The 15,167-nt window shown below is 67.6% G+C and carries 10 protein-coding genes and 1 pseudogene; all 11 read right to left on the reverse strand.

Features of this window, described 5'->3' with window-relative positions; genetic code table 11:
* Positions 1 to 9: 9 nt before the first annotated feature.
* Positions 10 to 837 (reverse strand): prepilin peptidase, encoded by an 828-nt coding sequence (locus ACRAWB_RS09860; protein ID WP_431353148.1) that lies wholly within the window; start codon positions 835 to 837, stop codon positions 10 to 12.
* A gap of 4 nt (positions 838 to 841) precedes the next feature.
* Positions 842 to 2,470, reverse strand: a complete 1,629-nt coding sequence (locus ACRAWB_RS09865; RefSeq protein WP_431353149.1) for a hypothetical protein — start codon at positions 2,468 to 2,470, stop codon at positions 842 to 844.
* A 26-nt stretch (positions 2,471 to 2,496) separates the two neighbouring features.
* A complete protein-coding gene (locus ACRAWB_RS09870) occupies positions 2,497 to 3,072 on the reverse strand; it encodes a PilW family protein (RefSeq protein WP_431353150.1) in 576 nt (191 codons plus the stop codon).
* Positions 3,069 to 3,503: a prepilin-type N-terminal cleavage/methylation domain-containing protein gene (locus ACRAWB_RS09875; RefSeq protein ID WP_431353151.1), complete on the reverse strand. Its 435-nt coding sequence runs from the start codon at positions 3,501 to 3,503 to the stop codon at positions 3,069 to 3,071. Before ACRAWB_RS09875 ends, ACRAWB_RS09870 begins: the two co-directional genes overlap by 4 nt.
* A gap of 105 nt (positions 3,504 to 3,608) precedes the next feature.
* Positions 3,609 to 4,082 (reverse strand): type II secretion system protein, encoded by a 474-nt coding sequence (locus ACRAWB_RS09880; protein WP_431353152.1) that lies wholly within the window; start codon positions 4,080 to 4,082, stop codon positions 3,609 to 3,611.
* Positions 4,083 to 4,237: 155 nt separating this feature from the next.
* On the reverse strand, positions 4,238 to 5,467 hold the full coding sequence (locus ACRAWB_RS09885; protein WP_431353153.1) for a type II secretion system F family protein: 1,230 nt from the start codon (positions 5,465 to 5,467) through the stop codon (positions 4,238 to 4,240).
* The gene (locus ACRAWB_RS09890; protein WP_431353154.1) at positions 5,467 to 7,044 is read right to left on the reverse strand and encodes a PilT/PilU family type 4a pilus ATPase; all 1,578 of its coding nucleotides are present in this window, start codon (positions 7,042 to 7,044) and stop codon (positions 5,467 to 5,469) included. The genes ACRAWB_RS09885 and ACRAWB_RS09890 overlap by 1 nt, the downstream gene beginning before the upstream one ends.
* A 46-nt stretch (positions 7,045 to 7,090) precedes the next feature.
* A pseudogene (locus ACRAWB_RS09895) lies at positions 7,091 to 8,760 on the reverse strand (GspE/PulE family protein).
* A gap of 170 nt (positions 8,761 to 8,930) precedes the next feature.
* On the reverse strand, positions 8,931 to 9,155 hold the full coding sequence (locus ACRAWB_RS09900) for a hypothetical protein (RefSeq protein WP_363805414.1): 225 nt from the start codon (positions 9,153 to 9,155) through the stop codon (positions 8,931 to 8,933).
* An 85-nt stretch (positions 9,156 to 9,240) separates the two neighbouring features.
* On the reverse strand, positions 9,241 to 13,116 hold the full coding sequence (gene rpoC / locus ACRAWB_RS09905; RefSeq protein WP_431353175.1) for a DNA-directed RNA polymerase subunit beta': 3,876 nt from the start codon (positions 13,114 to 13,116) through the stop codon (positions 9,241 to 9,243).
* 49 nt (positions 13,117 to 13,165) lie between these two features.
* On the reverse strand, positions 13,166 to 15,167 hold a 2,002-nt coding region (locus ACRAWB_RS09910; protein ID WP_431353155.1), incomplete at its 5' end, for a DNA-directed RNA polymerase subunit beta.

A 15,167-nucleotide genomic window follows, 5' to 3' on the forward strand; every position in this document is an offset into this window, starting at 1 on the left:
CGGGCGCGGTCATGCGAGCCCCACCAGCGCGAGATAGCCGTTCCAGATCGCAGGTCCCGCGACCAATCCGATCCACGCGCCGGCGAGCATCGAGGGGCCGAAGGGGATGCCGCCGCCGAAGCGCGCGCGGCGAGCGGCGAGCAGGGCGACGGCGACGAGGCCGCCGATCACGAAGCCGCCGAAGATGCCCACGATGACGGCGCTCCAGCCCACCCAGCCGAGGTACAGGCCGAGGAGGCCGGCGAGCTTGACGTCGCCCAGTCCCATCGCTCCGGGCTTCACGAGAGCGAGGACGAGATAGAAGAGGAACGCCCCGGCTCCGGCGGCCAGGGCCCGGAGCAGCGTCCAGCCGTCGCCGCTGAGCACCGCGGCGATGATCAGGAGCCCTCCGCCCACGACGTACGCCGGCAGGACGATGCGGTCCGGGAGGCGGTGGGTGTCCAGGTCGATCAGCGCGAGAGCCACGGAGATCGCCGCGAGGAAGAGGTAAGCGGCGGTCTGGAGCACCGACGCGGCGGTGTGCGGCACGGAGCCGAGGGCCGCCGCGCTGACGAGAGCGGGCAGGCGCCAGACTGCGACGGCGGCGAAGGCGAGAGCCGTGAACAGCTCGACCGCCGGATAGCGGACCGAGATCGGGGCGGCACAGTCCCGGCACCGCCCGCGCAGCACCAGCCAGGACACGACGGGGATGTTGTCGGAACCGCGGATGCGCGAGCCGCAGGACGGGCACGAGCTGGGCGGCGCGACGATCGAGCGACCCGCGGGCACGCGGTAGACGACGACGTTGAGGAACGACCCGATCAGGGATCCGAACACTCCGGCGAGGACGGCGATCATGATCTCACCCCTGGTAGTTCCGGTTCGACACCACGCTGCGCGTCGTCGTGGTGGTGGTGCTGCCGGAGCTGGATCCGGTGGAGAGATCCACGCCGGGCAGCCCGACGGCGACGAAGCCGATCTGCGCGCCACCGTCGATGGTGGCCTGTCCGGCGAAGACCTGGCCCTGGAACCTGACGCCGGTGCTGACCGTGACGTCGCAGGGCGAGTACATCATGACGGATGCTTTGATCGTCCCCGCGGCGTTCTGGAAAACCGGATTGCCGGAGACCGAGAAGCTGTAGCCCGAGCCGCAGTCCGGAACGCCGTTCGCGACGGTGTCGGGGTTGATGAACCACACACGCGCCGGTGCGCTCGGGACGATGCCACCGCTGTTGCCGATCGTGATCGTCTTGGCGAAGAAAGCGACGTCGTTGGAGATCGCCAGGGTGTTGCTGCCGGTGAGAGTGACGCCGTTGGTGCAGGCGCGTGCGTCGATCAGCCCCTTGGCACCGGCAAGCGACGTGATCGCGTTGCGCAGGGTCGTGATGCTGCAGGTTCCCGCAGGGAGCACGACCGGGGTAAAGCCTGTCCATGCACTGGGGGTGTAGTTGTAGTCCACCCAGTTGGGGACCGTCGGTGCAGCCGGCTGGGCATAAGGCGACGGTCCGGGGCCAGTGGGGATAGGCGTGTAGGACCCGAGGGTAGTCGGCCGGTTGGTGTATTGGACGACCTTGCCGGTCGCGTTCCCGATCACCTTCACGCCCCAGTCGAGGGTGATGGTGCCGTAGTTCCAGATGTTGCCGCCGATGTACCCGCCGGAGTTGAAGGTCGTCGTCGTCGACGTCAGGTTGCCGTAAATGTAGCTGGAGCCGCCGGAGAGGGAAGTCGTCGAGGCCGACCAGGCGCTTCCCCGGATGGCCCCGCTCGGGATCGAGATGGAGTTGGCGACCGCGTTGCCGCCGACCTGGACACCACCGTTGACGGACAGCGCCCCACTGGCCCACACGTTGCCGGTCACGCTGCAGGAGCCCGACATCGTCAGGTTGCCGTTCTGGACCACGAGGTCAGAGGCGCCGCTCGATGCGCCGTCGCAGTTGACGTTGCCGGTGTCGATCATGACCTTCGGGCTGGATCCGTCGACCGAGAGCAAGGTTCCGGAGCCGCCGAAGTTGCTGGACGAGTAGGCGTAGACGGCCGGTCCGGTCGCTGCGATCTGAGTGGGCTGCGTCGACGGCCCCAGAACCGTCTCGAGCGTCTTCTGGTCGTTGCCCTTCTGACCCGCCGTTCCGCCGTTCGCGGCGGTGCCGTTCGACAGGATCCGTACGTTCGTGTTTCCGGCCGCGGGGCAGCCCTGCACCCATCCCGATCCGCCGGGCACGTAGACCACGGCGCGATAGACCGGTGTCTGCCCGGCGGCGCTCTGGTACACCGCTCCGACACTCGAGCAGGTGCCCGTCTCGAGACCCACCGTGGCCGCCGCGATACCGGCTTCCGCCGCCCCCTGAGCCTGCACACCGGCACGCGTCGCTGTGCTGAACCCGATGGCGTAGACCACCGAACTGCTCATGAGTGCGATCAGGAGGATGGAGACCGCCATCAGCGCGACGACGCCACCGAGAGCGAAGCCCTTCTCGGCGTCTCCAGAGATCACGGCACGTAGGCGTGCCCTCAACCGGATCAGTAGCATGTGCCGCTCGCTCCTACTCCGGTCTGCTGGAGGATGGTCGTCTGCATCGTCACGGACTGGCCGGACGACACGGTCGCGATGAAGCCGACCTGCAGGTTCTGGCCGACGGCCTGGAAGATCGGGGTCGTGCCCACGGGAGTGATTCCGCCCGCGAGACGCGTCCACGACGCCAGCTGCGTCGTCGTCGGGAGGAGGATCTTCGTCCCGTCTGGAGTCGACGTCATGCGGATGGTCTTCGTCGACGCCTGGTAGTACCAGCCGCGGCATCCCCACGTGAGAGTCGCCGCGGTCCCGGCGGTACGGGCGACGAGCATCATGTCGGATCCGCTCGTCTGGACGGTGAACTCGGACGCGTTCTCGATGCCTTGGGTCAGACTCCTCATCGCCTGCTGCGCCCCGGTGGACGCGGACGAACGACTGGAGATCGTGGTCTGCGACTTCGCCGCGGACGCGAAAAGGCCGACCGCGACGCCGATGAGGAGCACGGAGAGCGCCATCGCGACCGTGAGTTCGACGAGCGTCAGGCCGGCATCCGACGACGGACGCCGCGTCGGGGTGGCGTTCATGATGCACTCCGTACGATCACCAAAGTGGAGCCGGTGGCGACGGCCTGCAGGCTGTTGCTGCTCATGACGGTCACGCTGACTTTGACGGTACCGGGGTAGGTGGCCGGGCAGGCGCCGACGGTACGGGTTGTGGAGAACGTGACTCCGCGGTCGTCTGTGAGCGTTCCGACGACGGCCGCGCCATACGACTGGAGCGCTGCGCAGGTGGTGCCGATCGTTCGCGCGTCGACGAGATTGCGGTTCACGAACTGGGTGGCCGTCGCAACGCTGACGTTGCGGACGGAAGCTTTGAGAATGCCGATCAGGGACGGCAGAAGGGCCAGCGACAGGATCGCGAGAAGCAGCATGGCGATCAGGATCTCGATGAGGGTGAAGCCCTCGTCGTCGGATCGCTCCAGTCTGCGGATCATCGGTCGCTCCCAGGTGTTCATTCGGGTGAGGGGAGTCAGGTTCGGCGTTCGGGCGCCGAGGTGGTGCTGCGGAACGCAGCTGCGGCGGGAGGACCGGGCGAGTCCGGTCCTCCCGCCGACTCACGGTTATGAGCAGGCGTTGTCCTTGACTCCACCCGACTGGTCGATGTGGAAGGTCTTCTTGGTGTCCGGGCTGGTGGCCTGGATGCAGAACGTCGTCCAGCTCGTAGCGGTCGCGGTGGGGGCGGCCCCACCGGCCGCGGTGTAGTCGACGCTGTTCGTGACGCCGAGGTCGGACCACTTGGTGGTGCCGCTGACGACGGCCGTCGGGTCCAGCACGCCGGTCGGCGCGGTGGTGACAGTCGTGCCGAACTGGGTGTACGCGGCCACGTACGCGGTCTTGGCGTTGGTGAGGTCGGACTTGACCGAGCTCTCCTTCGCGCCGTTCTGGACGCCGATGTAAACGGGGATCGCGATCGCGGCGAGGATGCCGATGATGATCACGACGACGAGGAGCTCGATGAGGGTGAAGCCCTTCTCGGACTGCTCGGTGAGGTTGTTGCGGCGAGCGTTCAGCTTGCCCATGAGGCGGAAGTACATTGCTAGTCCATTCGGTCGGGCGGTCGGTGCGGGATCGGGAGGATCGGTTTCGGTCCATCCGATGGCCGATGCTATGGGGCCGCGAAATTCGAGCAGAATCCCGCGATTGGGGGGTTTTCCAGGGGTTTTCCGCCCCAAAGCGGGGGCCGTGGCCCTTAGTGGATGAGGGACGTGATCTGAAAAATGGGCAGGTAGAGGCACACGATCATGCCGCCGACCACGACGCCGAGGAAGGCGATCAGCAACGGCTCGATCAGCGACGTCAAGGCCTCGGTGGTGGCCTCCACGTCGTCGTCGTAGAACGCGGCCACCTTCTCGAGCATGATCTCCATCGAGCCGGCGTCCTCGCCGACCGCGATCATCTGGGACACCATCTGCGGGAAGAACGGTTCGGCGATGAGCGGTTTGGCGATCGACTCGCCGCGGCGGACGGATTCCGCCACCCGCGACAGCGCGTCCTCGAGCACCCAGTTGCCCGAGGTCTCCCCCACGATCCTGAGCGCCTGGAGGATGGGCACGCCGGCGCCGATCATGCTCGAGAAGTTCCGGGCGAACCGGGCGATGGCGATCTTCTTGAACAGTGGACCGAAGACGGGCAGCCGGAGTTTGAGCCGGTCGACCTGTCTTCGCACCTCGCTCTTGTTCTTGTTGTTCCGCCACCACAGCCAGAAGGCGATGATGGCGACCAGGAGGATCGGACCCACCCAGACCATCGACTCCGAGACGGTCACGAGGATCTGCGTGGGCAGTGGCAGCTGGCCGCCGAGGCCTTCGAACATCTTCTTGAAGATCGGGACGATGAAGACCAGCATCACGATCACGGCGACCAGCGACATCACCAGCACGACGACCGGGTACGTCATGGCGGACTTGATCGTCGAGCGGAGCTTGACCTCCTTCTCGAAGTTGGTCGCGACCGAGTCGAGCGCGTGGTCGAGGAAGCCGCCGGCCTCCCCCGCCCGGACCATGTTGATCATCAGGGGCGGGAAGTCGTCGGCATGCGCCGCCATCGCGGTCGACAGCGCAGTCCCCTCCTCGACGTCCTCGCGCACCTTCGCCATGATCTCGGGCAGGCGCTTGCCCTCGGCCTGGTCGGCGAGGATCGTCAGCGTCCGCAGGATCGAGATGCCTGAGCCGATCATCGTGGCCATCTGCCGGCTCAGGATGGCCAGCTCCTTGAGCTTCACGCGCTGCCGGAACCCGGGGATGGTGATCTCGCGCTGCAGGCCGGTCCCCGCCGACGCCTCGCTGATGGCGACCGGCGAAAGTCCCATCGCCTGCATCCGGGACACCACCGCGCCTTCGCTGGCCGCGTCCAGCTTGCCGCGGACGAGCTTCCCGGCGGAGTTCCGCCCGGTGTACGCGTAGGCCGCGGAGCCGGCCATCAGCGCACCGTCCCCGAGTAGGAGTCGCCGAAGTCGACCTCCGCGGCCGCCAGGGCACGTGCGGAGGCCTCACCCGGCGACTCGACGCGCTGGACGAGCCGGCTGAAGCCGGACGGGTCGTGCGCCTTCTCGAGCCCGACGCGGTGCGTGATGACGCCGCGGTTCACCAGATCGGCCAGTTGCTGGTCCATCGTGTGCATCCCGAGGTCGCGGCCGGCCTGCATCATCGAGGCGACCTGGTAGGTCTTGCCCTCACGGATGAGGTTCGCGATCGCGGGGGTCATCTTGAGGACTTCGGTCGCCACGGCACGGCCCTTCCCGTTCGCGCGCCGGACCAGGGTCTGGCAGACCACGCCCTGGAGGGTCGCCGCGAGCTGGGCGCGTACCTGGTCCTGCTGGTGGGGCGGGAACACGTCGATCACGCGGTCGATCGTCTGGGGCGCATCCTGCGTGTGCAGGGTGGCGAAGACGAGGTGGCCGGTCTCGGCTGCGGTCAGCGCGACGGAGATCGTCTCCAGGTCGCGGAGCTCGCCGATCAGGATGACGTCGGGGTCCTGGCGCAGGACGTGCTTCAGCGCGTTCGCGAAGCTGTGGGTGTCGTGGCCGACCTCGCGCTGGTTCACGATCGAGCGCTTGTGCGTGTGCATGAACTCGATCGGGTCCTCGACGGTGACGATGTGGTCGCTCCGGTTGGCGTTCACGAGGTCGATGAGCGCGGCGAGGGTGGTCGACTTGCCCGAGCCCGTCGGGCCTGTGACGAGAACCAGACCACGCGGCAGGCCGGCGAACTCACCGACGCCCGCGGGAATGCCGAGATCGTCGAGCTGCTTGATCTCGGTCGGGATGAGACGGAACGCCGCACCGTAGGCTCCGCGCTGCTGGTACAGATTGACGCGGAAGCGCGCGTTGGCCGAGATGGTGAAGGCGAAGTCGAGTTCGAGCTCCCGGCGGAACACGTCCGCCTGCCGGTCGGTGAGGAGGCTGAACAACGCCTTCTCGACGCGCGGACGGTCCCACGGCGCTCCACTCCCGACAGGACGCAGACCGCCGTCGACGCGGATCATCGGTGGAGCACCGACCGTCACGTGGAGGTCGGAGCCGCGCTGCTCGACGATCTGACGAAGAGCCTCCACGAGATCCGGATCGGCCTTGGCGAGCGCTTCGCGTTCCGCGTCGGTCAGCGTGGCGACGGGAGCGATGTCCGGCTGCGGGTCGGGCTGGGCGACGGGCTGCGGGACGGGCGACGCGACAGACTGCGGGACGGGCGGCGCGACCGGCTGCGGGATCGGCGGCGCGACAGGCTGCGGGATCGGCTGTGCGAAGGGCTGCGCGACCGGCTGCAGGTCCTCGACGGCGCGAAGTCGCGCCGCGGCGCGCGTCAGCGGCGGCGGCGACTCGGGAGCGACCTCGTGCACGACCGGCGGTGCAGTCGGAGCCGGAGCCAGAGCCGGAAGCGCCACCGGCGGAGTCGTGGGCGCAGGGACGGGAGCCGGGAACCACTCGTCCGGGCGCATCCGTTCGGGGGTGACGGGGATCTCGTAGATCGGCTTGCCCTCGGGCGGTTCCCACGTGCTCATCGGTCGACTCCATTCGTCTGTCGGCTCAGTGCTGCGTCGTTCCTGCTCATGCGACCACCCGGAGGATTTCCTCGATTGAGGTGAGGCCGAGCTTGACCTTCTCCCAGCCGTCCTCGCGGAGCGTGAGCATGCCCTGGGCCCGAGCCGTCCGTTCGATCTCGGCACTCGAGGCGCGGCTGACCGCCAGCCGCTCGATCTCCTCGGTCACCGTCATGACCTCGTGGAGGGCCAGGCGCCCCCGGAAGCCGGTGTTCGAGCAGAACGTGCAGCCGATCGGCTGGAAGACGGTCGGAAGGAGGCTTTCGCCGTCCCCCGGGACCCGCAAGCGACGCAGGTCTTCGTCGCTCAGCTCCTTGGGCGCTTTGCACCGCTCGCAGAGGCGGCGCGCCAGACGCTGGGCGACCACGCAGTCCAGCGCGGAGCCGACCAGGAACGGCTCGATGTCCATCTCCACAAGTCGGGTGACGGCGCTCGGGGCGTCGTTGGTGTGCAGGGTCGAGAGCACGAGGTGACCGGTCAGGGCCGCCTCGATGGCGATCTGCGCCGTCTCGTGGTCGCGGATCTCACCGAGGAGGACGACATCCGGGTCGCTTCGCAGGATGCTGCGCAGGGCGCTCGCGAAGGTGAGGCCCGCCTTCGGGTTCACCTGGACCTGATTGATCCCCGCCATCCGGTACTCGACCGGGTCCTCCACCGTGATCACGTTGATCTCGGGGCGGGACACGGCGTTCAGCGTCGTGTAGAGCGTCGTCGACTTGCCGGAACCTGTCGGACCGGTGACGAGGATCATCCCGTACGGCTTCGTGTACGCGGCCTCGAAGGCACGGGCGTTGCGATCGAGCAGGTTGAGGTCGCGCAGGGACATGCTCGTGTTCGAGTTGTCCAGGATTCGCATGACGACCTTCTCGCCCCACACCGTCGGCAGGGTGGCGACACGGAGGTCGATCTGTCGGCCGCCGTGGGCGACCGACATGCGGCCGTCCTGCGGCTTGCGGCGCTCGGCGATGTCGATGTCGCTCATGATCTTCAGGCGGCTGGTCACACCGTTCTGGATGCTCTTCGGGGCGCTCTGCATCTCGTGCAGCACGCCGTCGATGCGGTACCGCACCCGGAGTTCGCTCTCCCCGGCTCGATGTGGATGTCGGAGGCGTGGTCCTGGATGGCCTGGCTCACCAGCAGATTGACGAAGCGCACGATGGGAGCGTCGTCCTCGTTCGCCTCGGCGATGGCGATGGTCGCCTGCTGCTCGGCGTTGCTCTCCTCCTCCAGCGTGTTGGAGAGGTCGCTGAGCTCGTCGTCCGCGCGCAGGTAGCGGTCGATCGCGCCGAGCAGGTCGGCGGCCTCCGCGACCACGCTCTGGACCGCGAGGCGTGCGGACGCGCGCACGTCGTCGATCGCGAAGACGTCGCCCGGGTTCTGCATCGCGAGGACGAGGACGTCCCCGTCGAAGCCGATGGGAAGGACGGTATGCCGCCGGCAGATCGCGGCGGGGACGGCAGCGACCGCCGTGCGGTCGACGGGGTAGTCGGCCAGCTCCACGAACGGGAGGCCCGCCTGCGCCGCGCGGGCGCGCGCGAGCTGTGCGGACGAGATCGCGCCACGGTCGATGAGTTCGCGCACGACGGCCTCGTCCGCCGTGGGCTCGGTCGCCACGCGGTCGAGGTATTCGATCGGCAGGTGGCCGTGGAGGATGAGGATTTCAGTCATGGACGCCACGGGGACCTCCTACGGAAGAGCGGCTGCCGACGGAGTCGGGTGAACGGCAGACCCTTGGGCAGGGGCGAGATCCCTTGCCGGTCGGGCGTAGTCACACTATTCAGCGCGCTGATCAGGACAACAGTCCCGCGACCGGGTGCCCCGCGACCGGGGGGCGGGCCGGCACCGCCTCAGCGCAGCTTGCCGCGCCTGCTCGCGAGGTACACGAGCACGCCCGCGAGCACCGCGCATCCCATGGTCGTCAGCCAGTACGGGAGGGTCGCGGCGGCATGGCCGGAGACGGCCTGCGCGACGCCCACGACGAAGCTGACGACGGCGACGACCAGCAGCACCGCCCCGAACCCGAGCATGGCCCGGCCGGCGGTGTCGGTGTACTGGAGGAGCTGGCGCCACATGGGGTCCATTCTCCCAGAGTCGAAAGCGCGGAAACGACGAAGGGCCCCCGGCGGAAGCCGGGGGCCCAGGTCGTACGGGTACCTCTTAGTTGTAGGTGCCCGGGGTGTAGTCGTCAGAGCTGAAGCTGTCGAAGTCGACGAAGCTCAGGTCGCTCTCGTTGAACGAGGAGTCGTCGGCGAAGATGCGGTTGGGGTACCGCTCCGCCTTGGCCTCCTCGGTCGCCTCGACCGACACGTTGCGGTAGCGGGACAGGCCCGTACCGGCCGGGATGAGCTTACCGATGATGACGTTCTCCTTGAGACCGATCAGCGGGTCGGACTTGCCCTCCATGGCCGCCTGCGTCAGGACGCGGGTGGTCTCCTGGAAGGACGCGGCCGACAGCCACGACTCGGTCGCCAGCGAGGCCTTGGTGATACCCATGACCTCCTGACGGGCGGACGCCGTCTTCTTGCCCTCCTGCAGCGCAGCGCGGTTGATCTCGTTGTACCGCGAACGGTCGACGAGCTCACCCGGCAGCAGGTCGGTGTCGCCGTGGTCGACGACGGTGACCTTGCGGAGCATCTGGCGGACGATGACCTCGATGTGCTTGTCGTGGATCGGCACACCCTGCGAGCGGTAGACGCCCTGCACGCCGCCCACCAGGTGCTTCTGCACCTCGCGGACACCCTTGACGCGCAGAACCTCCTTCGGGTCGACCGTTCCGACGATCAGCTGCTGGCCGAGCTCGACGTGCTGCCCGTCCTCCACCAGGAGGGTCGAGCGCTTCAGCACCGGGTAGACGTGCGGCTCGTCGCCGTTGTCCGGGGTCAGGATGACCTTGCGGGACTTGTCCGTCTCCTCGATGACGATGCGGCCGGCGGCCTCGGCGATCGGGGACGCACCCTTCGGGGTACGCGCCTCGAACAGCTCCTGGACGCGCGGCAGACCCTGGGTGATGTCGTCCGCGGAGGCCGAACCACCCGTGTGGAAGGTACGCATCGTCAGCTGGGTACCGGGCTCACCGATCGACTGGGCGGCGATGATGCCGACCGCCTCGCCGATGTCCACCAGCTTGCCGGTCGCGAGCGAACGGCCGTAGCAGGCGGCGCAGACGCCGACCGCCGACTCACAGGTCAGCACGGAGCGGACCTTGATGTCGGTGACGCCGGCGGCGACCAGCTTGTCGATGAGCACGTCGCCCACGTCCTCGCCCGCCTTCGCGACCACGGAGCCGTCCGTGCCGACCGCGTCAGCGGCCAGCGTCCGGGCGAACACCGAGTTCTCGACGTTCGGGTCGCGGGTCAGGGTGCCGTCCGCACCGACCGTTGCGATCGGCAGGTCGAGACCCTTGGTCGTGCCGCAGTCGTCCTCGCGGATGATGACATCCTGCGAGACGTCCACCAGACGACGGGTCAGGTAACCCGAGTCCGCCGTACGGAGGGCCGTGTCGGCCAGACCCTTACGGGCACCGTGCGTCGCGATGAAGTACTCCGCCACCGACAGACCCTCGCGGTACGAGGAGATGATCGGACGGGGGATGATCTCACCCTTCGGGTTGTTCACCAGACCACGCATACCGGCGATGTTGCGGACCTGCAGCCAGTTACCACGGGCACCGGACGTCACCATGCGGTTGATGGTGTTGTCCGCCGGGAAGTTGGCGCGCATGGCCTCGGCGACCTCGTTGGTGGCCTCGGTCCAGATCTTGACGAGCTCCTGACGACGCTCGAGGTCGGTCGTGAGACCCTTCTCGAACTCGGAGGTGATCTTCGCCGCCTTCTTCTCGTAGCCGGCCACGATCTGCGCCTTGTTCGGCGGGGTCAGGATGTCGCTCAGCGACACCGTGACGCCCGAGCGGGTGCCCCAGTAGAAGCCGGCGTCCTTGATCCGGTCGAGCGCCGCAGCGACCTCCACCTTCGGGTACCGCTCGGCGAGGGCGTTGACGATCGACGAGATCGTGCCCTTGTCGGCGACGTCCTCCACGTAGGGGTAGTCGGCCGGAAGCGCCTCGTTGAAGAGGGCGCGACCCAGCGTGGTCTCGACGATCGCGGTGATCGGCTCGGCACCCGTGTCGGCCGCGTCGGACGGCACGTAGTTGTCGAGACGGATCTTCACCTTGGCGTTCAGGTGCAGCGTGCCCTGGTCCTTCGCGAGGATCGCCTCGGAGACCGAGGAGAACGCGCGACCCTCACCCTCAGCGCCCTCGCGGACGGTGGTGAGGTGGTGCAGACCGATGATCATGTCCTGCGAGGGCAGGGTGACCGGGCGGCCGTCGGACGGCTTCAGGATGTTGTTCGAGGCGAGCATCAGGATGCGGGCCTCGGCCTGGGCCTCCACCGACAGCGGCAGGTGCACCGCCATCTGGTCGCCGTCGAAGTCCGCGTTGAACGCGGCGCAGACGAGCGGGTGGAGCTGGATGGCCTTGCCCTCGACCAGCTGCGGCTCGAACGCCTGGATGCCCAGACGGTGCAGCGTAGGCGCACGGTTCAGCAGCACGGGGCGCTCGCGGATGATCTCCTCGAGCACGTCCCACACCTGCGGGCGCGAGCGCTCCACCATCCGCTTCGCGGCCTTGATGTTCTGAGCGTGGCTCAGGTCGATCAGGCGCTTGATGACGAACGGCTTGAACAGCTCCAGCGCCATCTGCTTGGGCAGACCGCACTGGTGCAGCTTGAGCTGCGGACCCACGATGATGACCGAACGGCCCGAGTAGTCCACGCGCTTTCCGAGCAGGTTCTGGCGGAAACGACCCTGCTTGCCCTTCAGCATGTCGCTGAGGGACTTGAGGGCGCGGTTGCCGGTACCCGTCACGGGGCGGCCGCGGCGGCCGTTGTCGAACAGCGCGTCGACGGCCTCCTGCAGCATGCGCTTCTCGTTGTTCACGATGATCTCGGGAGCGCCGAGGTCGAGCAGACGACGGAGACGGTTGTTGCGGTTGATCACGCGGCGGTACAGGTCGTTCAGGTCGGAGGTGGCGAAGCGGCCACCGTCGAGCTGGACCATCGGGCGCAGCTCCGGCGGGATCACCGGGACCACGTCGAGCACCATCGCGGCCGGCGAGTTGCCGGTCGCCAGGAACGACGACACGACGCGCAGGCGCTTGATCGCGCGGATCTTCTTCTGGCCCTTGCCGGTGGCGATCTGCTCGCGGAGCAGGTCGGCCTCGGCGTTCAGGTCGAAGGCCTGGAGGCGGCGCTTGATCGCCTCGGCGCCCATGTAGGCCTCGAAGTAGAGGCCGTAGCGGTCGAGGAGTTCGTTGAAGTCCGCGTCCTCCGGCTTGAGGTCGCCCACCTTGAGGGTGCGGAACGACTCCCACACGCGCTCCAGGCGGGCGATGTCCTCGTCGAAGGACTTGCGGAGCTGGCCCATCTCCTTCTCGGCGGTGTCCTTGACGCGACGCTTCTGGTCGGCCTTGGCACCCTCCTCCTCCAGAGCGGCGAGGTCGGTCTCGAGGCGCTGCAGACGCTCGGCGACGCGGGCGTCGCGCTGGTCGGACAGCGTCTTGATCTCGAGGCGCAGCTCGTTCTCGAGGCCGGGGAGGTCGGCGTGACGGCCGTCCTCGTCCACCGAGATCACCATGTAGGCGGCGAAGTAGATGACCTTCTCGAGGTCCTTCGGCGCCATGTCGAGCAGGTAGCCGAGACGGCTGGGCACACCCTTGAAGTACCAGATGTGCGTCACCGGGGCGGCGAGCTCGATGTGGCCCATGCGCTCACGACGGACGGAGGACTTGGTGACCTCCACGCCGCAGCGCTCGCAGACGATGCCCTTGAAGCGGACGCGCTTGTACTTGCCGCACGAGCACTCCCAGTCGCGGGACGGTCCGAAGATCTGCTCTCCGAACAGGCCGTCCTTCTCGGGCTTCAGCGTGCGGTAGTTGATCGTCTCGGGCTTCTTGACCTCACCGTAGCTCCAGCGACGGATGTCGTCAGCAGTGGCCAGGCCGATACGCAGCTCGTCAAAAGTTGTTGCGTCGAGCAATGTGTTCACTCTCTCCTATTGAAGATTCGTCAGTTGGTCTGGCTGCCGCTTAGATCTCGTCGATCGACGAGGACTCGAAGCGGGAGGAGATGTTGATGCCCAGCTCCTCCGCGGCACGGAAGGCCTCGTCGTCCGAGTCGCGCAGGCTGACCGCCTGACCGTCGGCCGAAAGGACCTCCACGTTCAGGCAGAGGGACTGCATCTCCTTGATGAGGACCTTGAAGGACTCGGGGATGCCCGGCTCCTGGATGTTCTCACCCTTGACGATGGCCTCGTAGACCTTGACGCGGCCGAGGATGTCATCCGACTTGATGGTCAGGAGCTCCTGCAGCGCGTACGCGGCACCGTAGGCCTCGAGGGCCCACACCTCCATCTCACCGAAGCGCTGACCACCGAACTGCGCCTTACCACCGAGCGGCTGCTGGGTGATCATCGAGTACGGGCCGGTCGAACGGGCGTGGATCTTGTCGTCGACCAGGTGGTGCAGCTTCAGGATGTACATGTAGCCGACCGAAACGGGGTCCGGGTACGGCTCGCCGGAGCGGCCGTCGAACAGCTGCGTCTTACCGGACGAACCGATCAGGCGGTCGCCGTCGCGGGTCGGGAGGGTGGAGTCGAGCAGACCTGCGATCTCCTCCTCCTTCGCACCGTCGAACACCGGGGTCGCGACCTTCGTGTTCGGCGCGGCCGAGAAGGCGGCCTCGGGGAGCTCAGCGGCCCACTTCGGCTTGCCCTTGATCTCCCAGCCGTTCTTGGCGATCCACCCGAGGTGGATCTCCAGGACCTGACCGAAGTTCATGCGGCCCGGAACACCCAGCGGGTTCAGGATGACGTCGACCGGAGTTCCGTCGGCGAGGAACGGCATGTCCTCCACCGGCAGGATCTTCGAGATGACGCCCTTGTTGCCGTGACGGCCGGCCAGCTTGTCACCCGCGGTGATCTTTCGCTTCTGGGCGATGTAGACCACCACGCGCTGGTTCACGCCGGAGCCGAGCTCGTCGTCGCCGTCCTGCGCGTCGAAGACCTTGACACCGATGATGGTGCCCTCCTCGCCGTGGGGGACCTTGAGGGAGGTGTCGCGCACCTCGCGGCTCTTCTCGTTGAAGATCGCGCGGAGCAGGCGCTCCTCGGCGGACAGCTCGGTCTCGCCCTTCGGCGTGACCTTGCCGACGAGGATGTCGCCGGGGCGCACCTCGGCGCCGATGCGGATGATGCCGCGCTCGTCGAGGTCGGCCAGGAGGTCCGGGCTGACGTTCGGGAGGTCGCGGGTGATCTCCTCCTTGCCGAGCTTGGTGTCGCGGGCGTCGACCTCGTACTCCTCGATGTGGATCGAGGAGAGGGTGTCGTCCTTCACCAGGTTCTGGCTGAGGATGATCGCATCCTCGAAGTTGTGACCCTCCCACGGCATGAACGCGACCAGCAGGTTCTTGCCGAGCGCGAGCTCGCCGTTCTCGGTCGCGGGACCGTCGGCGACGACCTCGCCCTGCTCGATGCGGTCACCCTCGTCGACGACCACGCGGTGGTTGTACGAGGTGCCCTGGTTCGAGCGGTCGAACTTGCGCAGGTAGTAGGTCTGGTACGTGCCGTCGTCCGCCATCACGGTGACCGCGTCGGCCGAGACCTCGGTGACCACACCGGACTTGTCGGCGGTGACCACGTCACCGGCGTCGATGGCCGCGTAGCCCTCCATACCGGTACCGACGACCGGGCTCTCCGAGCGGAGCAGCGGCACCGCCTGGCGCTGCATGTTCGCACCCATGAGGGCTCGGTTGGCGTCGTCGTGCTCGAGGAACGGGATCAGGGAGGTACCCACCGACACCATCTGGCGCGGGGAGACGTCCATGTAGCCGATCTCGTCGGCGGGGATCAGGTCGACCTCGCCGCCCTTCTGACGGGCGAGCACGCGCTCCTCGACGAAGTGGCCGTTCGCGTCGAGCGGGGCGTTGGCCTGCGCGACGACGAAGTCGTCCTCCTCGGAAGCGGTCAGGTAGTCGATCTGGTCGGTGACCCGGCCCTCGACGACCTTGCGGTACGGCGTCTCGATGAAGCCG

The sequence above is a fragment of the Leifsonia poae genome, assembly GCF_050632865.1.
Lineage (GTDB): Bacteria > Actinomycetota > Actinomycetes > Actinomycetales > Microbacteriaceae > Leifsonia > Leifsonia poae_B.

Coding starts and splice junctions, on each gene's coding strand:
- ACRAWB_RS09860 (WP_431353148.1), bottom strand. CDS start 837: ATGATCGCCGTCCTCGCCGGAGTGTTCGGATCCCTGATCGGGTCGTTC.
- ACRAWB_RS09870 (WP_431353150.1), bottom strand. CDS start 3,072: ATGAACGCCACCCCGACGCGGCGTCCGTCGTCGGATGCCGGCCTGACG.
- ACRAWB_RS09875 (WP_431353151.1), bottom strand. CDS start 3,503: ATGAACACCTGGGAGCGACCGATGATCCGCAGACTGGAGCGATCCGAC.
- ACRAWB_RS09880 (WP_431353152.1), bottom strand. CDS start 4,082: ATGTACTTCCGCCTCATGGGCAAGCTGAACGCTCGCCGCAACAACCTC.
- ACRAWB_RS09885 (WP_431353153.1), bottom strand. CDS start 5,467: ATGGCCGGCTCCGCGGCCTACGCGTACACCGGGCGGAACTCCGCCGGG.
- ACRAWB_RS09890 (WP_431353154.1), bottom strand. CDS start 7,044: ATGAGCACGTGGGAACCGCCCGAGGGCAAGCCGATCTACGAGATCCCC.
- ACRAWB_RS09900 (WP_363805414.1), bottom strand. CDS start 9,155: ATGTGGCGCCAGCTCCTCCAGTACACCGACACCGCCGGCCGGGCCATG.